The following is an 18,703-nucleotide window of genomic DNA, read 5'->3' on the forward strand; positions in this document are numbered from 1 at the left end:
GTATGTCTTTTGGCCCGTTCCCGAGCGTGGCCGGCGCTTCCGATCCTGAACGCGATGCGCCAACGCCGCTGCCGCAACGGTGACCGGCAGGCCGAAGACGGACGTACGCAAGCGACCGGGTGTCCGCCCGCGGACACACGGCACGCCAAAAACACCTTGAATAACAATGGCTTGAAGTTGGCACAGGATCTGCTTTGCATCTGGCGCAACAACTGCAGCCGAAGCAAATAATGAATGAGAGCTTAATAAAAAGAAAAAACAGAAGAAAGTTCTTGCACACCCTGATTAGGTGTTCTACCTTACTACCACACCACTGCTCAACAACACCAACGAGGCCCGCCATGAAAACCGCTTCCTTCGCCCTGACCTTCGCCATCGCCGCCCTGCTCGCCGCGCCGGCCATCGCCGCACCGACCGTCACCACCCTGGACAGCGTGCAGGTCCGCCCCTCCGCCGAGCAGATCGCCCAGCGCACCTTCGAGCGCAACAGCGGCATCGCCACCCTGGCCGCGGTGCAGGTGCGCCCCTCCGCCGAGCAACTGGCGCAGCGCGATGCCGAACTGTCCAGCCGCATCGCCACGCTGGCGTCGGTGCAGGTGCGTCCGTCCGCCGAGCAGATCGCCCAGCGCGATGCCGAGCAGGCGACCAGCCAGCGCGTGGTGACCCTGGCCGCGGTGCAGGTGCGTCCGAGCACCGACACCCAGAGCGTCTTCGCGATCGGCAGCGTGGTCAGCGGCGCCCTGGACAGCGCGATGCTGCAGTTGCAGCCGAGCCTGCAGAACCTGAGCCAGGACCTGACCACCAGCCTGGCGCGCTGAGCCGGCGACGCTTCGCCGGCGCAGGCCGGAGCCGGCGCGTAAACTGCGCCGATGACCGCCACGCCCACGCTGCATGTCCTGCTGTTCCAACCCGAAATACCGCCCAACACGGGCAATGCCATCCGCCTTTGCGCGAATACCGGCGCGCAGCTGCACCTGATCGAGCCGCTCGGCTTCGACCTCGAGGACAAGCAGCTCAAACGCGCCGGCCTGGATTACCACGAGTACGCACGCCTGCAGGTCCACGCTTCGCTGGACGCCGCGTTGCAGAGCATCGCCCCGCGCCGCCTGTTCGCCCTGAGTACCCGCAGCGACACCCGCTACGATGCGCCCGCCTTCGCCGACGGCGATGCGTTCCTGTTCGGCCCGGAGACCCGCGGCCTGCCCGCCGAGGTGCTGGAACAGGTTCCGCCCGCGCAACGCCTGCGCCTACCGATGCGCCCGCACAACCGCAGCCTCAACCTGTCCAACGCGGTAGCGGTGGTGGTGTTCGAAGCATGGCGGCAGCTGGGCTTCCCCGGCGCGGATTGAACGCGCGGCAGGGCACGGGGCGCTGGCGCCACGTCCATCGGGCCGGGCTGTGCGGCAACGCAGACGACGACTGCCACGCGATCCGGCACACGGCGGCGGCGCCGCAGGCATGAGGCCTTCTCCACGACAACGAACGCAAGCTGCACGCCGACGTTCCGCCGGAAAGCCGCTGCGTCTCGTGCATTGCGGCGTCTTTGCTTGCGGTTGAAGTCGGCAACGCTTCGTTCTTACACTGAGTCGTCAGGGACATCGCCTGAGTCGATCCGGGCGCGCTACCCGCCGCGCGCTTGCAGGGTAGCGCTATGACCTCCAGCTCCCGAAAAACGACCACCGACGATTGGGTCAGGATTCGCCGCGACCAGGAAACCGGGATCGAGAGCGTGCACGCGCATTTCCGCGGACACGCCTACGATCCCCACGATCACGACGAAGTGCTGGTCGGCGTCACCTTGCAGGGAATCCAGCGGTTCCACTGCCATCGATCGCTCCATACCAGCACGCCGGGGCGCGCCATCCTGATCGAGCCTGGGGCGGTCCACGACGGGCATGCGCCCGAGGAGGACGGCTTCACCTACGCGATGCTCTACCTCCCGCAGTCCTGGGTGGCGCAGATGCTGCAACGGCTCGGGCAGTGGGACATCTCCGCGATTCAACCGGCGTTCCGGAGCACCTTGACCGGCGACGCGGTGTTGAGCGCGGCGATACGGCAGGCGTTCCTCGCCGTGCATCATGGCGAAGGCCGCCTGGCGCGGGACCAGTGCCTGGATCGCATGATGCGGCGGCTGTCCTCGCACCTGTCCGCGGATGCGCAGCCCGCGCGCGATTCGGCGGCAAGGATGGCGCGGGCCAGGGATTTCCTTCACGAGCAGATGGAACGCGACGTCGGCCTCGATGAACTTGCCGGCTACGCCGGCATGGACCGGTTCCGCCTCACCCGGCAATTCCAGCGCACGTTCGGCCTGTCGCCGCACGCGTACCTGGTCCGCTTGCGGTTGCGCGTCGCGCGCGCCCTGCTGGCCACTGGCCAGGAGCCGGCGGACGTGGCGCTCAAGGTCGGCTTTGCCGATCAAAGCCATCTGGGCCGCTGGTTCAAGCGCGCCTATCGGCTCACCCCGGCCGCCTACAGGCGGCAATGCACAGGCGTTCTAGATTGAATCCTGGGCGGCTCCGAACATGGCCACACAGTCCAGCAAGAACGGAGTTCCCCAATGTTCGACACCAAAGTGGCTCTCATCGTCCGCAACGACCTGGCGACCTGGCAACGGTTGAATGTCGTTGCGTTCCTGGCGACCGGCATCGCATCGGCCGCCCCGGACGCCATGGGCGAACCCTACGTCGATGCGAACGGCCATCGCTACGGCAACATGCTCGGGCAACCAATGCTGGTGTTCGAGGCCGACCTCGCCGGACTGCAGGCCGCGCATCGCGTGGGACTGGAGCGTGAGATCACCGTGCTGCCGTATGTGTTCGCCATGTTCGCGACCGGGCACGACGACGCCAATCGCCAGGCATTCGGCGCGGAAGACCCGGGCGATCTGAACCTTGTGGGGATCGGGTTGCGCGGGCCGAAGAAAGCCGTGGAAAAAGCCACGAAGCGCCTGTCCCTGCATCCGTGACGCGGCGCGCGGCGATGCGGCCGTGCCGAATCTTCCCGGGTTGTCCCGCACGCCGCACTGTCCCCTGCACGGTCGGTCGTTAGCGGATGGCTCCAGGCGATGGGTAGCGATGCCTGGCACCCGGGGCAGGCGCACGGTCCGCGCATCCGGATGGCGTGCGCCGCCGGCCAAGGTCATGCGTCGACGACAAACACGCCACTCGGGTAACGGCCGCATATGAACTCGACGAACGCCCGGACCTTGGGACTCTGCAGGCGCCGTGAGGTGTGCAACACCCACAGTTCGACCTCGTCGCCGGCCGCGCCCCACGCGACCAGTTCGCCCTCGTCGAGAAGGCGCCCAATGAGCGACTGCGGCAGCATGGCCGCGCCCGCGCCGGCGGTGACGGCATCGCGGATCGTCAGCAGCGAGGACAGCCGCAGGACGGGCTGTGGTTCGACCACGAGCTGGCCGCCCTGGACGGACCACAGCTCGCCGTCGCGATAGGACGGCATCACCACGGCCGGGACGCGCAGCGTCTCGCCCTTGCGCCCTTTGGGGATCTCGACGACAGGAGCCGCCGCAAGCACCAACCGGTCCTTGGCGAAACACCTGCCGACCAGCGCGCTGTCCTTGCGCGGGTTGATGCGGATGGCGACGTCGAAGTGCTCGTCGACGAGGTCGGCGACACGGTCCTCGGAGACGGCTTCGATCTGCACTTGCGGATGGAGCGCCTGGAACGCGGCGGCAAGCCGTCCCAGCGCCACTTGCGAGAACAGCAGCGGCGCTGCGACACGCAGCCGGCCTCGCGGGGTCGCCAGTCCATCCCGCGCCGCCGCGATCGCGTCGGCAACCTCGCGCATCGGCCCCTCGAGTCTTGCCAGCAGGATCCGGCCGGCTTCGGTCAGGCCCAGGCTGCGCTCGCCTCGCTCGATGAGCCGTATGCCCAGGGAGTCTTCGAGATCGGCAACCCGGCGCGACAGGGTCGCTTTGGACCGGCCACTGGCGCGGCTGGCTCTGCCGAAGCCGCCGTGCGCAGCCACCAGTTGGAAATCTTCCAGGGCGTTCAGGTCCATTCCGTCTCAAATCTGGTACGAGGCGTCCATATTTTAGAGTCTGTGTTTTGAATGTGGAACATCCTATCGTTTGGCCCACACCCAGACCGAACCCCAACCAAGGACATCACCATGACCATTCTCGTAACCGGTGCAACCGGCAATGTCGGCCGTCAGGTCGTCGAACACCTCGTCAAGCGCGGCGCCGATGTCCGCGCGCTGGCCCGCGACCCCTCCAAGGCCAACCTGCCGGCAGGCGTCGAGGTCGTCCAGGGCGATCTGCTCGATGTCGACGCGCTGCGTGGCGCCTTCTCCGGCGTCTCCACGCTGTTTCTGCTCAACGCGGTGGTGGCCGACGAGTACACCCAGGCCCTGATCGCGCTGAACGTCGCCCGCGAGGCCGGGATCGAGCGGTTCGTCTATCTGTCGGTGATCCACAGCGACCTGTACGTCAACGTGCCGCACTTCGCGGGCAAGTACGGCGTGGAACGCATGATCGAGCAGATGGGCCTGAACGCCACCATCCTGCGTCCGGCCTACTTCATCGACAACGACCTCACGATCAAGGACGTGGTGAGCGGCTACGGCGTCTATCCGATGCCGATCGGCAGCAAGGGCCTGGCGATGGTCGATACGCGCGACATCGGCGAGGTCGCGGCCATCGAACTGCTGCGCCGCGAGCAGTCGGCAGTGCCGCTGGCGCCGGACCGCATCAACCTGGTCGGCCCCGAGACGCTGACCGGCGCGGCCGTCGCCGCGATCTGGAGCGACGCGCTGGGCCGCCAGATCTCCTATCCGGGCGAAGACACTGCCGCATTCGAGCAGAACCTGCGCCAGTTCATGCCGAGCTGGATGGCCTTCGACATGCGCCTGATGAGCGAGCGTTTCATCAGCGACGGAATGGTCCCCGCCGCCGGCGACGTCGAACGCCTGACCACGCTGCTGGGTCGCCCGCTCCACTCCTATCGCGAGTTCGCCACCCGGGTCGCGACCTCCTCCTGACAAGCAGCGCTTGCGCACCTACACCACCAGGACTCCACCATGATCTATTCGACCGCCACCGTCGCCGTGAACCCTCCCGGCGAACTCCCGCTGACCCGCGCGCAGGCCTGGCAGGGCCTGCTGCTCAAGGCCCGAGACGCCCGCCTGTTCCTGCCCGAGGGCCTGTGCACCCGCTGCGACGTCGTGGAGGAAAGCGCGACGCACTTCGTGCGCGAAGCCACGATCGCCGGCACCGACCTGCGCGAGATCATCGTCCTCGAACCGGAAAGCAAGATCACCTTCTTCCAGGCCACCGGCCCGCGCGAAGGCGCGATCGTCAACGTGCTTTTCGAGGACGCGGCCGGAGCGCTGCAGCTGCGCTTCTATTGCTATCTCGGCCTGCGCGGCAAAGAGCCGGGCGGCCCCGAGGAGCAGGCCGAGCAGGCCCAGTTCGACAGCGACAAGGGCTACAAGGCGGCGCTGCAATCGACGCTGAAACGCACCCGCGAAATGCTCGCGGACGGCAGGCTCTGAACAACCGTCCGCCTCTCGCCGCAACGGCTCCGCCAGGAAACGCCTGGCCGAGACATGAGATCCCCCTGGGACGACCTCTATCAACAGGCGTCCCGTCCTCCGAGGAAGCCAACATGCAACAGCACGACAGCGGCAATATCGCGCCTGACCGACCGAAGATTCTGGTCCTGGGCGCGACCGGCGGTACCGGCCGGCTTATCGTAGGCCAGGCGGTGGCACGCGGGTACGACGTCGCGGCGCTGGTGCGTTCGCCCGACGCGGCGCGTCATCTCGGCGGGGCACGACTCACCGTAGGAGACGCCCGCGACGAGACGATCCTGCGCCAGGCGCTGCGCGACCGCGACGCCGTCATCAGCGCATTGGGCACGCCGGCCAGCCCGCGCCGCGAGGTCACCCTGCTCTCCACCGCGACGCGGGCGCTCGTGAGCGCGATGAAGGCAGAGCAGGTCACACGCCTGATCGGCATTACCGGAATGGGGGCCGGCGACAGCGCAGGACACGGCGGATTTCTGTTCGACAAGCTGATCTTTCCATTGCTTCTGCGCAACGTGTATGCAGACAAGAATCGGCAGGAAGCCCTGATCCGCGACAGCGGCCTCGACTGGGTGCTGGTCCGCCCATCCGTGCTCAACGACAAGCCCGCCCGCGGCGAAGTCCGCGCGATCACCGATCTCACCGGTTTCCGCGGCGGCAGCATCGCGCGGGCGGATGTCGCGACGTTCGTCTTGGACCAGGTGGCCTCCGATGCCTGGTTGCATCGCGCGCCGCTGGTCACCTGGTAAGCGCAACGCGCGCGCCATTGCCCCGACCGCGCCGGACGAGTAGACGGACGCGACCCGCCGCGATAGCCGCGACCAGAAGCCAGCGACCAACGCTGTCGGCAACGAGTCGATGGCGGTTTGGCGTCCCGGGACTATGGCGACTTGTGATCCGGTAGCAGCGCGAACCGTGCGGGCCATGCGCCTTCGAAACCGCGCCTCCGAAAGTTCCTGAACACGGTGTCTGATTTATATACCGGTCAGTTTGAAATTCAGGGCAAGTTCGGGTGGCTAACGGATAATTTACATATCGGCAGCGAACGGCCCACGCCTCAGCGCCGACTAAACCAATAACAAGGGTATCCCGATCATGAAGACTTCTCTGCTCGCTCTCGGCCTCCTGGCCACTCTGCCGTTCGCTGCCTCTGCGGCCGAAGGCCTGTCCTACAATTACGTCGAAGGCGGTTACATCAAGACCGACGCCGACGGCGGCGACGCGGACGGTTGGGCCGTCAAGGGCTCCTACGCGATCAACCCGAACTTCAGCGTGTTCGGCGACTTCAACCGCCAGAAGACCGATTTCGGCGACGTCGACGTCGACCAGTGGCGCATCGGCGCCGGCTACAACCACGAGATCTCGACCAGCACCGACCTGGTGACCCGCGTGGCCTACAACCGCTTCGACCCGGAATACGGCACCAAGTTCAACGGCTACAGCGCCGAAGTGGGCATCCGTACCGCGTTCAACCCGTACCTCGAGGTGTATGCGCTCGGCGGTTACGAGGACTACACCAAGAAGGACGGCATCAACCCGGACGGCGAGTTCTACGGCCGCCTCGGCGCCCAGGCCAAGCTCAACCAGAACTGGGGCCTGAGCGCGGACCTGAAGATGAACCGCGATGGCGACAAGGAATGGTTCGTCGGCCCGCGTTTCAGCTGGTAAGCGACACCGCGTAGCGCTGCGCGCCGCGTCTCTCTCCGCTGCGCGCGGTTCGAAGCCCGGTCCCAGGACCGGGCTTCTTTTTTGCGCGCCGTTCGGGCCAAGTGGCCGCAGACACGAAAAAGCCCGGCTTCCGCCGGGCTTTTTCGTGTCTGGAACAACGCGCGATCAGCTGAACAGCGTGGTCGGGTACTCGGGTTTCTGCTCGCGGGCCAGCAACTGCTGCAGGCCCACCGCCGGGGTCAGTTCGCCGTGCAGCACCGCGCGCACCGCGTTGGAGATCGGCAGGTCGATGCCATGGCGTTCGGCCTGGCGCATCACCTCGTCGGCGGTCTGCACCGACTCGACCACCTGGCCGATCGCGCGAACCGCGTCGGGCAGGGTCTGCCCGCGGCCAAGGGCCAGGCCCAGGCGCCGGTTGCGCGACAGGTCGCCGGTGCAGGTCAGCACCAGATCGCCGAGTCCGGCCAGGCCCATCAGCGTTTCCGGCTTGCCGCCGATCGCCGCGGCCAGCCGCAGCATCTCGTTGAGCCCGCGGGTGATCAGGCCGGCGCGGGCGTTCAAGCCCAGCTCCATGCCGTCGGCGACGCCGGTGGCCACCGCCAGCACGTTCTTCATCGCCCCGCCCAGCTCGGCACCGACCATGTCGTCGCCGGTGTAGGCGCGGAAGGTGGGGCCGTGCATCGCGTCGGCGACCTGCTGCGCGAACGCGGCATCGCCGTGCACGGTCACCGCGGTGGGCAGGTCCAGCGCCACTTCCTTGGCGAACGACGGCCCGGTCACCACCGCCAGCGGCACGTCCTCGCCCAGGATCTGCTGCGCCACTTCGTGCAGGAAGCGCCCGGATCCGGGCTCGAAGCCCTTGGTCGCCCAGGCCACGCCGGCCTGCGGCGGGCGCAGCGGCGCCAGCTGGTGCAGGGTTTCGGTGAACGCGTGCGACGGCACCACCACCAGGATCCAGTCGGCGCCGTGCACGGCCGCCGCCAGGTCGGTGGTGGCCTGCAGGCTCGCCGGCAGCGGGATCTGCGGCAGGTAGCGCGGGTTCTCGTGGCGCTGTTGAATCGCCTCGGCGACGACGGCGTCGCGCCCCCACAGCACGGTCGGGAAACCGTGCCGGGCGACGAGCGCGGCCAGGGCGGTGCCCCAGGAACCGGCGCCGAGGACGGCGATCTTCTTCGCAGGGTTATCGCGCATGCGCAACGGCGGACGCGCTCAGGCGTTGCCGGCCGGCTCCGAGTCGGCCAGCGACTGGGTCTCGCCCTGCTGCGCGCGCTGGCGCAGGGTTTCGGCGTACAGCGCTTCGAAGTTGATCGGCTGCAGGAAGAACGGCGGGAAGCCGCCGGCCTGGATCAGGTCGCTGACCAGCGAACGCACGTACGGGAACAGGATGTTCGGGCACTGCGTGCCGAGCAGCACGTCCACCGCCTGCGGGTCCAGGCCGACCAGGCCGAACACGCCGGCCTGCTGCACTTCGGCCACGTAGGCGGTCTTGCCGGCGGCGGTGCAGGTCAGGGTCACCGCGAGCACCACTTCGAAGGCCTGCTCGTTCAGGCGCTGCACGCGCTGGTTGAGGTTGAGCTGCAACTCCGGCTGCACGTTGTCGTTGAACACCGCCGGCGCGTTCGGCGACTCGAAGGACACGTCCTTGACGTAGATCTTCTCGATGGTGAAAGCGGGGCCGGCTGCGGCTTCGGCCGGCGCCGTGGCGCCGTTGTTGGTGACGTCGGACATTTCTTGACTCCGGTGGATTCAGGTAACAGAAAGATTCGGGATTATCACATGCCGGCCGCGGCGCTCGGCGCCCGGCCGGGACGCGCGATCAGCGGCCCTTGACCAGCGGCAGATCGGCCTGCTGCCAGGCGGCGATGCCGCCGTCGAGCACGTAGACCTGCTCGAAGCCGGCCTTCTTCAGCTGCTTGGCGGCGGCGTCGGCGGTGTTGCCGGTGCGGCACACCAGCACCACCGGCGAGGACTTGGCGTTGGCCACCAGCTTGTGCTCGGGGCCGAACTGGCTCGGCGTGGCGTTGCGGCTGCCGGCGATATGGCCCTTCTCGAAGTCGGCCGCGGCCGACAGGTCGACCAGGACCGCGTTGCCGGCATTGATCAGCAAGGTCAGTTCGGCCGGGCGCAGGGTCTTGAAGCCGCGGAACAGGCGCGCGATTTCGGTGACGATCAGGGCGATGGTCAGGCCGACCAGGGCCAGGGCCAGCATCGGGTTGCGGCCGGCGAAGGCCAGCAGTTCTTCGAAGTTCACAGGAATAGGGGGCTGGAAGCGGGCGCCGATTGTCGCACAGCTGGCCGGCGGCGCTACTGGCCGTTCCACAAGTCCGGCAGGCCGTCCAGCAGCCACCAGGTCTTGGCCTGCGCGTCCCAGCGCCAGCGCTCGCGGTAGCGCACGATGCGCTCGGCCTGGGTATTGCGGTTGATCACGCCCAGTTCGATGTCGCGTACCGCGTCGCCATCCAGCGCGCCGACCCGCCCGACCTTGTAGGAGGACACCTGCACCTGGCGGTAGCGCTCCAGTTGCAGATCGGTCAGCGGGTGCGCCTGCCGGTAGGCCGGATCCACCGCTTCCCAGGCCGACTCGAACTCGCTCCAGCGGATCGCGGTGCCGTAGGCGGTCTGCAGATCGTCGAGCTTGTTCTGCTGGCTGCGGCTGGCGGCCAGCGCGGTGCCGGCGAAACCCAGCACCAGCAGCAGCGCCAGGGCGCGGAACGTCGAGTGCATGGCGGGTTTCCGGATGGGCGCGAGCGATGCGCGCATCCTACCCTTTCGCGATGGCGACGAAACGCCCGCTCAGCGTCGCCGCGGCGGCGGCATCGGCCGGGCCGACCTGGGCCTGGATGCCGATCCGGGCACGGCCGCGCTGGCGGAAGGTCTGCACGAAGGTGTCCCAGTCGGCCTGCGCATCGGCGCCGGCCTGCGCGTGCAGGTCGGCATACAGCGGCGCCAGGTAGCGCACCTGGGTATCGGCGACGTAGACGTCGGCCTGCAGGCCGGCGCGGTGCAGCTCGCAATTGACCAGTGCCCAGCCGGCCAGGGTCATCACCGAGCCCAGGCTGCCGCCGAAGGCGTTGCCCTTGTCGTTGAGGTTGGCCGCCAGCGGCGCGACCACGTGCAAACGCTGATCGGCATAGCCCTGCAGCGCGACCTGCAGCGCCGCCACCGGCGGCATCGCATCGAACTGCCGCTGCAACTGCTGCAGGAACGCATCGAAAGGAAGATCCGCTGCCATGGTGCGATTGTGCTGCCGGTGGGGGCTCGCATAATGCCTGGCATGAGCGCACATGCAACCGTTGCCGCCGCGGCCTGGACCCTGATCTCGCTGCGCCCGCAGGGCGAGCACGCGCCGCTGCGCCGCGCCGCGGCGCGGGTCGGCGCGCGGCTGCTGGCGGTGTCGCCATGGCGCCTGCAGGCCTGCGACGACGCCGCCACGCGCACCGCACTGGCCCTGGCGCTGGCCGCGCCGCGGGTGCTCTTCAGCAGTCCGGCGGCGGTGCGCGCGGCCGCGGCGCTGCAGCCGCTGGCGGCGGCGCCCGGGCAATGCTGGCTGGCGGTGGGCGCCGGCACCGCACGCGCGCTGCAGCGCCATGGCATCGCCGAGGTCGCGGTGCCGGAACGGATGGACAGCGAAGGCCTGCTGGCCTTGCCGCAGCTGGCCGCCCGCGATGGCGCCGTCGGCCTGATCACTGCGCCCGGCGGGCGTGGCCTGATCGCCGCGCAGCTGCAGGCGCGCGGCACGCCGCTGCAGCGCGCCGATGTCTACCGCCGGGTGCCGGTGCCCCTGTCCGCGGCGCGCATCGCCCGGCTGCGCGCCGCGGCGCCGGGCGTGCTGGCACTGAGCAGCGGCGAGGCGCTGCGGCTGGTGCTGGACCGCCTGCCCGATGACCTGGCCGCCGCCTGGCGCGCGCGGCCGCTGGTCGCGGCCAGCGCGCGGCTGGCCGCGCAGGCCGCCGAACTTGGCTTCACCGACATCGCGCGCGCCGCCGGTCCGCTGCCGCAGCAACTGGCCACCGCCGCCGCCGCGGTCGTAACGCGCTCGCCACCTCGCTGAACGCGCGCCGCCCCCCGGCTTGCGGGCGCGGTGCCGCTCACGCCATGCTCCCGCGTGCCGTGGGTCCGGCCGTCGCCATCGTCGCGACGGGACGCAGGCTATAAGGATGCCCCCGCCGATGACCGAAATCTCGTCCACGCCCCGCCGCTCCACGCGCTGGATCTGGCTGCTTCTGGTACTGGCCATGCTGGCTGCGCTCGCGCTGGCCGGTTGGCGCGGCTGGGAGTGGTGGCAGGCGCGCAACGCGCGCGCGCTGGCCGAGCAATCGGAGACCCAACTGCAGTTGCAGGCCCTGCAACAGAACCTGGAAACCCTGCGCCGCGACCAGCGCGCCACCGTGCAGCGGGTCCAGGATGCGGCCAGCACCAACCGCGTGCTGCGCGACGAGATGCTCGGCCTCAGCCAGCGCAGCGCGTTGCTCGAAGACAACGTCGCCAAGCTCGCTGACTCCAATCGCCACGGCGCGCAGGCGCTGCGCCTGGACGAGGTGGAACTGCTGCTGAGCCAGGGCCAGCAGCGCCTGGACGTGGCCGGCGATACCCAGGGCGCCCGCCGCGCCTATGCGCTGGCCAGCGGCGTGCTGGAAGGCGTGGACGATCCGCGCTATCTCAATCTGCGCCAGGTGCTGCTGCAGGAACGCACCGCGCTGGACGCGCTCGGCGAAGGGCCGCAGGCGCGGCTGTCGGCGCAGTTGGACGCCTTCGCCGCCAGCCTGGAGGCATTGCCCACGCAACTGCCCGAGCGCACGCAAGCCCCGCTGTGGCAACGGCTGCTGTCGCCGCTGGTCAAGATCCGCCCCGCCCAGGGCGGCGTGCTGGTCGCGCGTTCGGAGCGGATCGCCGCGCGCGATGCGCTGCAGCTGGACCTGAGCCTGGCGCGCGCCGCACTGGAGCGTGGCGACGCGCGCGGCTACCGCGGCGCGCTGACCCGCGCCGGCACCTGGCTGCAACGCCTGTGGCCCGATTCGGCGCCGCTGCGCGAACGCCGCGCCACATTGCAGACCCTGCGCAACGCCGCCCTGCGCCCGGCCGTCCCCGAGCTGGGCACCACCCTGCAGCAGTTGCGCACCATGCGCGACGCAAGGAGCCAACCATGAAATCCCTCCGTTCCCTGATCGTGTTGCTGGTGGTGATCGCCCTGGGCGTGATCGGCGCGCAGTGGCTGGCGCAGGACAAGCTGGGCGACCTCGGCGAAGTGATCGTGCGCGCCGGCGGCAATGACTACATCTCGCCGCTGCCGCAGGCGGCGCTGCTGCTGGTGATCGCCTTCCTGGTGCTGTTGCTGCTGTGGAATCTGCTCAGCTTCCCGTTCCGCGCCTGGGGCCGGCATCGCCGCAAGCAATCGCGTGCGCGCCTGATCGAAGGCCTGACCGCGCTGCACAATGGCCAGTGGGCGCGCGCCGAGAAACAGCTCAATGCCGCTGCGGAAGATCCCGAAGTCAGCGCCATCGCCCTGGTCGCAGCGGTCCGCGTGGCCGATGCGCGCGCCGACGCGGAGGCGGCCAACCGCTATCTGCAGCGCCTGAGCGAGCGCGATGCCGGCGCGCACGCGCTGTTGCAGGGCGAACGCCTTCTGGCTCAGCAACGTCCGGTCGATGCGATCAATGCGCTGGACGTGGCCGCGGCGCAGCCGTTGCCGCCGCGCGGGTTGCTGCTGCGCACCGAGGCGCTGACCAGCATCGGCCGCGCCGGCGAGGCCTATGGCCAGCTTGGTGCGATTCGCCAGCAGCAGGCCTTGCCGCTGGACGCGATCGGCCCGTTGGAATCGCGCCTGGCGTCCGCCTCGCTGCAGCAGGCGGACGATGCCAACGCGCTGGCCGAACGCTGGGAAAGCCTGCCCAAGTCGCAGCGCAGCGAACCGGCCGTGGTCGAGGCCTATGCCACCCGCGCCGCCGCGCTGCACTGGGACGACGCGGCGTTGCGCGCCGTGGAACAGGCCCTGGAGACGCGCTGGGACGAAGGCCTGGCGGCGCTGTACGGGCGCCTGCCGGTGGAGAAATACGATTCGCGCCGCGCCAGCGCGCAGCGCTGGCTGCAGAGCCATCCGGACAGCCCGGGCCTGCTGCTGACCCTGGCGCGGCTGGCGCATCAGCAACAGCAATGGCCGCAGTCGGAAGAATTCCTGCATCGCGCGCTGGCGCTGGGCGCCGGCGCAGAGGCCTGGGAGGCGTTCGGCGATGGCCATGCCGAGGCCGGCGACTCCTTCATGGCGCAGCGCTGCTACGCCAACGCGCTGCGCGTGCAACGCGGCGAACTGGCCCAGCCGCTGCCTGCGGCCAGCGCGCCGGTGGTGCCGATCGACCCGGATCCGGGCAGCGACGAACGCCGCGACGAACACGGGTTCCCGCGCCTGCAGGAATGAGTGCGGCAGCAGGGATGACGTACCGTTGACCGAGGCCGGCGTCGGCTGCAGCCGGCGCCGGCTTTCTCATTCAACGATGGCGAGGCCAGCGCCAGGCCGGCCGAACCAAGCGGCTCAGCGCCGCAACGCGGCCGGCAGCGCCGGCAGGCGCGCCAGGAATGCGGGCGCCACACCCTTGTAGCGCGCATAGCGCTCGTCCATGCGCCGCGGCACCAGGATGCGCGCGCCGAGCAGGCCGGCGACCAGCATGGCCAGGAACAGCCCCAGGCCCAGCCAGAGCCCGGCTTCGTCGCCGACGGCAAACCCCAGCAGCGGCGCGACCACGAACGCAGCCGCCGTGAGCAGCACGAAGCGGTTGCGCCGGCGCCGATGCTCCGCGCACATGCCGAGCACATGGCTGCTGCGCTTGCGCGCGATCAACGCCGCGATCGCGTAGATCACCACGCTCACCAGGATCAGCACGTACCAGCCCGGCGCGTGCCAGTAGAACGTGCGCTTCTTCAGTTCGTCGTTGCGCAGCGCCACCCCGCACTTGACGCAATGCGCCGGGAACGGCGTATCGCGCAGGCACAGCAGGTCGTCGCCGTCGCGCCACAGCGTCTCGCCCGGCAGCGGCGGCAGGTGGTGGCCTGGATGGCGGCGTCGGGCGCCTGATACGGATTGAAGCTGTCGAGCTGGTTCATGGCATGCGCCCCCTGCGCGCCGTTCGGCCTGCATCGTGCAGGCGGATCGGCGCGCATGGTAGCGCAGCGGCAAGCGCTGCTGGCGGGCGATGGCGGGGGGGGGGAACCTATTCGACGATGCGGCGGTCGTGACCGCGTCGAGCAGCGCCTTCGCTTCGGGCCCGGCGCTATCGCCCTGCGCGCTTAGCGGCGCGCCCAGGCCGCGCTGGCCGCATGCCGCGGCTCAGCGCTCGACGATCGCCACCACGCCCATGCCGCCGGCGGTGCAGATCGAGATCAGCGCCCGCCCGCCGCCGCGTTCGACCAGCTGCTTGGCCACCGTGGCGACGATGCGCGCGCCGGTCGCCGCGAACGGATGGCCGGTGGCCAGCGAGGACCCCAGCGGATTGATCTTGGCCGGATCGATCTGCCCCAGCGGCGCGTCCAGGCCGAGCCGGGTGCGGCAGTAGTCCTCGCTCTCCCAGGCGCGCAGCGTGCACAGCACCTGCGCGGCGAAGGCCTCGTGGATTTCGTAGATATCGAAGTCCTGCAGGCTCAGGTTGTGCCGCTTGAGCATGTCCGGCACGGCGATGGTCGGCGCCATCAGCAGGCCTTCGCCGTGCACGAAGTCCACCGCCGCGACCTGCGCATCGCGCAGGTACGCCATCGGCACATGGCCGTGCGCCTGCGCCCATTCCTCCGAGGCCAGCAGCACCGCGGCGGCGCCGTCGGTCAGCGGCGTGGAGTTGGCCGCGGTCAGGGTGCCGCGGCCGCTGGTCTTGTCGAACGCCGGCTTCAGCGTGGCGAGCTTTTCCAGCGAGGTGTCGGCGCGCAGGATGTTGTCGCGCTCCACGCCGCGGAACGGGGCGATCAGGTCGGCGAAGAAGCCGCGCTCGTAGGCGGCGGCCAGCTTGTGGTGCGAGGACACCGCCCAGGCGTCCTGCGAATCGCGCGCGATGTTCCACTGCTTGGCCATGTCCTCGCAGTGGTCGCCCATGCTCTTGCCGGTGCGCGGCTCGGCCACGCCGGGGAACTCGGGCTTGAGTTCGGCGAACTTGAAACTGCGGGTCAGCGCGCGGATCTTGTCGCCGGTGGTCTTGGCGCGGTTGGCGGCCAGCAGCCGCGCACGCAGCTTCTTGCCGTACACGATCGGCACTTCCGACGTGGTGTCCGAACCGCCGCCGATGCCCGACTCGATCTGCCCCAGCGCGATCTTGTTGGCCACGGTGATGATGCTGTCCAGGCTGGTGCCGCAGGCGCGCTGCAGGGTGATGCCCGGCGTCAGCGGCGACAGCCCCGACGACAGCGCGGCCTCGCGGCCCAGGTTCCAGTCGCTGGAGTGCTTGATCACCGCCCCCATCGCCACCTCGCCCAGCTGCTGGCCGTGCAGGCCGTAGCGCTCGACCAGCGCGCCCAGCGTGCGCACCGACATGCCGAGGTTCCCGACATCCGCATACGCCGTGTTCTGCCGGCAAAACGGAATACGGACGCCGCCGAGAATGGCGACGGGACGGGCTACTGGCATGGGATTACCTCGCGCGAGGGGTCGGGGACATGGCCTGCACGTTAGCGCAGGCATAATGAAGCGAGTGTAGCTTTGCGCCCGCGACGGGCCAACCGCCAAGCCATGAGCCAAGCCATTGCCAGCATGAATGCCCGCGGCGTGATCGCCCTGGAACTGTCCGCCGGACTCGCCCCGGCCCACGCGGCGCTGCCGCACGCCTTGGCCGCGGAACTGGCCGAGAAGGTCGGCCGCGATCTGGCGCAACTGGTGCCTGCGGTGCGTGAGCTGGAATTGAGCCTGGCCGGCGCGCATTTCGACCCCGCCGAGGTGCTGCGCCCGGGCTGGCCAATGCACCGGCGCTTGGATGAACTGCGCGCACGCGCGCCCGGCCGCGACGCCGGCCCGCGCCTGCTGGCATTCGGCGCCGATGCCGACGGCACCGTGCCGCTGCCGTTCCAGGCCGACACCGCCCTGCTCGGCGGCGCGCTGCGGGTGGTGCCGTTCCTGCTCAGCGGCCCGGCCGAGACGCTGCAACCGGTCGCCGAGGCGCTGGAAGACCTGTTGCTGGCGCAGGGCATGGCGCAGCCGGACACCGCGCTGCTGGCGCAGCAGGCGTTCGGCGCGCAGATCGAGCACGCACGCTATCTGACGGTCAACGACCTGGCCGCGATGATGTCGATGCAGTACGACAACCAGGGCCTGGCGCCGCTGTGGCCGCTGATCGAGACCGCGTTGCTCGCGCCGGACCAGGAGGAATGGCTGGCCAGCCCGCCCGAGCCGCTGCTGCGCTACCGCGGCGGCGAAGTACGCATGGCCTTGTTCGACCCGGCCAGCTGGTGCGCGCACTACGCCCACGACCGCCAGGACTGCGAGCGCCTGCAGCGGGTCTACGAACACTACCTGGCCCGGCAGCGGCAGCTGGCCGCGGTGCTGGAAGCGCACGGCATGCCGGTGCTGTACGTGCATTGCGAAGCCGGGCAGGACGCGAGCCAGGCATTGGCCGCGGCTTAGGTTTCGCGGTTGCCGGCCGCTATCGGCTCGGCGGACGTAGCACTCCCCCACTCTCCAGGGTGGCGGAGGGGAACGCCGCATCGTCTCCCTCTCCGGTCGTCCCGAATGCGCCAATCCATCGTCAGCATCCTGATCGCGCTCGGCGCCTGTGTGAGCATCCCCGCCTGGGCCGACACGCCGGCGGCGGTCTGCCAGGTGGATGCGGCGTCGCAACGCGTCTGGCCTGCGCCGTTCCCACAGCATGCAACGTCCGCGGGCGTGGTCACCCTCGACGTCACGGTAGGCAAGGATGGGCGCGCCTCCTACACGCGGATCCGCACCTCCTCCGGCCAGGCATTGTTGGACGCCTCCGCCCGTCGCGCCGTGCAACACTGGACGTTCCGGTGCCCGGATCAGGCGCGCCCGATCGCGCCGGTGGCCATTCGTTACGCAGCGCCCGCCTGCTCGCTAGACATCGCCTCGAAGAACAGGAATCCACCGACCTATCCCGCAGCGGCCAAGGCCGCCAGGCAGCAAGGCGATGCCTACGTGTCGCTGCGCCCGCAGTCGACGGGAGCCGACAGCGAAGTCCGCCTCGTCGCCAGCAGCGGCAGCGCCAGCCTGGATCAGGCCGCGCTGGCGGCCGCGCGGAAATGGCGCTTCGCCTGCGCGACACCGGCTTCCGCAAACGGCTGGATCGAAGTGCCGGTCCGATTCGAACTGGATACGCCTGCCGCTAGGGCCCCTTTGGCACGCGCACAGGCGCCGGGACGCGATACGCAGGAAGCGGACGCCGTGCCGCTGCCCTACCGCAGCGTGGCCGAAGCGGCGAACGCGCTACCGAAGGATCGTTCGCTGAAGACCACGACGCTCGCCGCGACACCCGCCGGCATGCACCTGTATCAATCCACCAAGCAAGCGGTTGAAGCATCGGAGGATTATGCGGTCGTGAACTGGATCGTGTTCCTGCCTCCGCATCCGCTGGCGCCGTCCGTGGTCCGTTACACCACGTCCACCGATTTCAGCGGCGCTGGGTCCGCAACTGCGCCGGCACGAAGAGTCCGGGCGGGCAGGCTGTGCGAGGCCTCTGCGGCGACCTGCCAACGTCTGGACGCACAGATCAAAAAACTGCTCGGTGGCGACCGCTGATCGCGCTGAACGATCCAGCGTCGGAGGGATCGGGCCTGCCACCGCGCAGCGCGGTGGCAGGCATTTGCATCGGCGCAGCGGGCGCTGCGCCATCCGCCTGGCGCGTTACTGGGCCGCGGGCGCTAACGCGTTGCCCTTGATCACGCCGCAGGCCAGGCGGCCGCCGGCGTTGCCGGTGGGCTGGGTCTTGTAGTCGTCCGGGTCGGCATGGACGATCACCGCGTGGTTGAGGATGTCGAAGCCGTCGCCCTTGCCGATGTTGACGTTGTTGGACACCGGCGCGTCGATCGTGGCCTTGCCGTCGGCGTCGGCCTTCAGGTTCGGCATGTCGCCGCCGTGGTGCGGATCGGCGCTGACCTGGCCGTGTTCGGACTTGGCCGGGTTGAAGTGGCCGCCGGCACTGCTGCCGTCGGGCGCGCTGCAATCGCCGAACTCATGGATATGGAAGCCGTGCTCGCTGTTGGGCTTGAGCCCGGTGATGGTGCCGGTGACGTGCACGACGCCATCGACCGTATCGAACTTGACCTCGCCGGCGACCTGGTTGCCCTGGGTCGGGCTCAGCGCGGCGCTGGCGGCGGCCTGGGCGGGCGTGGCGGCGGCCTGGGCGGGCGTGGCGGCGGGCGCGGGTTCTGCGGCCGGTGCCGGGGTGGCGGCCGGCGTCGCCGCCGCGGCGGGGGCGTCGGCTGCGGCTGGCTCTTCGCGCTTGCAGGCGCCGAGCGCGAGGGTCGTGGCCAGGAACAGGACGGTGGGAAGCGTACGCATGGTGGTTCT

Annotated in this window: 22 protein-coding genes; 13 read left to right on the top strand and 9 right to left on the bottom strand. The window is 69.6% G+C overall.

All coding sequences use genetic code 11. The annotated features are described in order from the left end of the window. Window positions 1-341: 341 nt before the first annotated feature. The 4 genes from H9658_RS19345 to H9658_RS19360 all read left to right on the top strand — a co-directional run bounded on the left by H9658_RS19345 (window position 342) and on the right by H9658_RS19360 (window position 2,965). Window positions 342-818, top strand: coding sequence for a hypothetical protein (locus tag H9658_RS19345; RefSeq protein WP_191826605.1), 477 nt, complete (start codon window positions 342-344; stop codon window positions 816-818). 51 nt (window positions 819-869) lie between these two features. Continuing rightward, window positions 870-1,349 carry a tRNA (cytidine(34)-2'-O)-methyltransferase gene (locus H9658_RS19350; protein ID WP_179571124.1) on the top strand — a complete coding sequence of 160 codons (480 nt, stop codon included), beginning with the start codon at window positions 870-872 and terminating at the stop codon, window positions 1,347-1,349. Window positions 1,350-1,651: 302 nt separating this feature from the next. Further along, the gene (locus H9658_RS19355; protein WP_191826606.1) at window positions 1,652-2,503 is read left to right on the top strand and encodes an AraC family transcriptional regulator; all 852 of its coding nucleotides are present in this window, start codon (window positions 1,652-1,654) and stop codon (window positions 2,501-2,503) included. 54 nt (window positions 2,504-2,557) lie between these two features. Further along, window positions 2,558-2,965: a DUF2000 domain-containing protein gene (locus tag H9658_RS19360; RefSeq protein ID WP_179571126.1), complete on the top strand. Its 408-nt coding sequence runs from the start codon at window positions 2,558-2,560 to the stop codon at window positions 2,963-2,965. Window positions 2,966-3,138: 173 nt separating this feature from the next. Here the strand turns inward: H9658_RS19360 and H9658_RS19365 are convergent, their stop codons facing one another. After that, window positions 3,139-4,020: a LysR family transcriptional regulator gene (locus tag H9658_RS19365; RefSeq protein WP_191826607.1), complete on the bottom strand. Its 882-nt coding sequence runs from the start codon at window positions 4,018-4,020 to the stop codon at window positions 3,139-3,141. Between the two features lie 111 nt (window positions 4,021-4,131). On the opposite strand from H9658_RS19365, the gene H9658_RS19370 reads away from it, so the two are divergent. The 4 genes from H9658_RS19370 (at window position 4,132) to H9658_RS19385 (ending at window position 7,215) form a co-directional block, all read left to right on the top strand. Further along, the gene (locus H9658_RS19370; protein ID WP_191826608.1) at window positions 4,132-5,001 is read left to right on the top strand and encodes an SDR family oxidoreductase; all 870 of its coding nucleotides are present in this window, start codon (window positions 4,132-4,134) and stop codon (window positions 4,999-5,001) included. Window positions 5,002-5,040: 39 nt separating this feature from the next. Then, window positions 5,041-5,514 (top strand): SRPBCC family protein, encoded by a 474-nt coding sequence (locus H9658_RS19375; protein WP_191826609.1) that lies wholly within the window; start codon window positions 5,041-5,043, stop codon window positions 5,512-5,514. Between the two features lie 113 nt (window positions 5,515-5,627). After that, a complete protein-coding gene (locus tag H9658_RS19380) occupies window positions 5,628-6,296 on the top strand; it encodes an NAD(P)-dependent oxidoreductase (protein WP_191826610.1) in 669 nt (222 codons plus the stop codon). A 346-nt stretch (window positions 6,297-6,642) separates the two neighbouring features. Then, complete coding sequence (locus H9658_RS19385) at window positions 6,643-7,215, top strand: OmpO family porin (RefSeq protein WP_185814848.1); 573 nt, start codon at window positions 6,643-6,645, stop codon at window positions 7,213-7,215. 165 nt (window positions 7,216-7,380) lie between these two features. Here H9658_RS19385 and H9658_RS19390 read toward each other — a convergent pair whose 3' ends face one another. The 5 genes from H9658_RS19390 to H9658_RS19410 all read right to left on the bottom strand — a co-directional run bounded on the left by H9658_RS19390 (window position 7,381) and on the right by H9658_RS19410 (window position 10,447). Further along, window positions 7,381-8,406 carry an NAD(P)H-dependent glycerol-3-phosphate dehydrogenase gene (locus tag H9658_RS19390; RefSeq protein ID WP_179571132.1) on the bottom strand — a complete coding sequence of 342 codons (1,026 nt, stop codon included), beginning with the start codon at window positions 8,404-8,406 and terminating at the stop codon, window positions 7,381-7,383. Window positions 8,407-8,424: 18 nt separating this feature from the next. Next, on the bottom strand, window positions 8,425-8,943 hold the full coding sequence (secB, locus tag H9658_RS19395) for a protein-export chaperone SecB (protein ID WP_179571133.1): 519 nt from the start codon (window positions 8,941-8,943) through the stop codon (window positions 8,425-8,427). Between the two features lie 88 nt (window positions 8,944-9,031). Then, the gene (locus H9658_RS19400; protein ID WP_179571134.1) at window positions 9,032-9,466 is read right to left on the bottom strand and encodes a rhodanese-like domain-containing protein; all 435 of its coding nucleotides are present in this window, start codon (window positions 9,464-9,466) and stop codon (window positions 9,032-9,034) included. 53 nt (window positions 9,467-9,519) lie between these two features. Further along, window positions 9,520-9,939 carry a hypothetical protein gene (locus tag H9658_RS19405; protein ID WP_179571135.1) on the bottom strand — a complete coding sequence of 140 codons (420 nt, stop codon included), beginning with the start codon at window positions 9,937-9,939 and terminating at the stop codon, window positions 9,520-9,522. A 37-nt stretch (window positions 9,940-9,976) separates the two neighbouring features. Further along, a complete protein-coding gene (locus H9658_RS19410; protein WP_179571136.1) occupies window positions 9,977-10,447 on the bottom strand; it encodes a YiiD C-terminal domain-containing protein in 471 nt (156 codons plus the stop codon). Window positions 10,448-10,489: 42 nt separating this feature from the next. On the opposite strand from H9658_RS19410, the gene H9658_RS19415 reads away from it, so the two are divergent. The 3 genes from H9658_RS19415 to H9658_RS19425 all read left to right on the top strand — a co-directional run bounded on the left by H9658_RS19415 (window position 10,490) and on the right by H9658_RS19425 (window position 13,627). Further along, on the top strand, window positions 10,490-11,266 hold the full coding sequence (locus H9658_RS19415; RefSeq protein ID WP_406848148.1) for a uroporphyrinogen-III synthase: 777 nt from the start codon (window positions 10,490-10,492) through the stop codon (window positions 11,264-11,266). Between the two features lie 118 nt (window positions 11,267-11,384). Further along, window positions 11,385-12,362 (top strand): uroporphyrinogen-III C-methyltransferase, encoded by a 978-nt coding sequence (locus tag H9658_RS19420; RefSeq protein ID WP_191826612.1) that lies wholly within the window; start codon window positions 11,385-11,387, stop codon window positions 12,360-12,362. After that, window positions 12,359-13,627 (top strand): heme biosynthesis HemY N-terminal domain-containing protein, encoded by a 1,269-nt coding sequence (locus tag H9658_RS19425; protein WP_191826613.1) that lies wholly within the window; start codon window positions 12,359-12,361, stop codon window positions 13,625-13,627. The genes H9658_RS19420 and H9658_RS19425 overlap by 4 nt, the downstream gene beginning before the upstream one ends. A gap of 114 nt (window positions 13,628-13,741) precedes the next feature. Here the strand turns inward: H9658_RS19425 and H9658_RS19430 are convergent, their stop codons facing one another. Further along, window positions 13,742-14,152: a hypothetical protein gene (locus tag H9658_RS19430; protein ID WP_225210124.1), complete on the bottom strand. Its 411-nt coding sequence runs from the start codon at window positions 14,150-14,152 to the stop codon at window positions 13,742-13,744. 381 nt (window positions 14,153-14,533) lie between these two features. After that, entirely contained in the window at window positions 14,534-15,814 is a 1,281-nt protein-coding gene (locus H9658_RS19435; RefSeq protein WP_179571141.1) for an acetyl-CoA C-acetyltransferase, read from the bottom strand. A 102-nt stretch (window positions 15,815-15,916) separates the two neighbouring features. Here H9658_RS19435 and H9658_RS19440 point away from each other — a divergent pair, with 102 nt between their 5' ends. Together H9658_RS19440 and H9658_RS19445 are read left to right on the top strand one after the other, a co-directional pair. Next, window positions 15,917-16,804, top strand: coding sequence for a hypothetical protein (locus H9658_RS19440; RefSeq protein ID WP_191826614.1), 888 nt, complete (start codon window positions 15,917-15,919; stop codon window positions 16,802-16,804). Window positions 16,805-16,909: 105 nt separating this feature from the next. Then, window positions 16,910-17,932 (top strand): energy transducer TonB, encoded by a 1,023-nt coding sequence (locus H9658_RS19445; RefSeq protein ID WP_191826615.1) that lies wholly within the window; start codon window positions 16,910-16,912, stop codon window positions 17,930-17,932. 105 nt (window positions 17,933-18,037) lie between these two features. Here H9658_RS19445 and H9658_RS19450 read toward each other — a convergent pair whose 3' ends face one another. After that, window positions 18,038-18,694: a superoxide dismutase family protein gene (locus H9658_RS19450; protein ID WP_191826616.1), complete on the bottom strand. Its 657-nt coding sequence runs from the start codon at window positions 18,692-18,694 to the stop codon at window positions 18,038-18,040. Between the last annotated feature and the right edge of the window lie 9 nt (window positions 18,695-18,703).

The sequence above is a fragment of the Xanthomonas bonasiae genome (assembly GCF_014836395.1).
Classification (GTDB): Bacteria; Pseudomonadota; Gammaproteobacteria; order Xanthomonadales; family Xanthomonadaceae; genus Xanthomonas_A; species Xanthomonas_A bonasiae.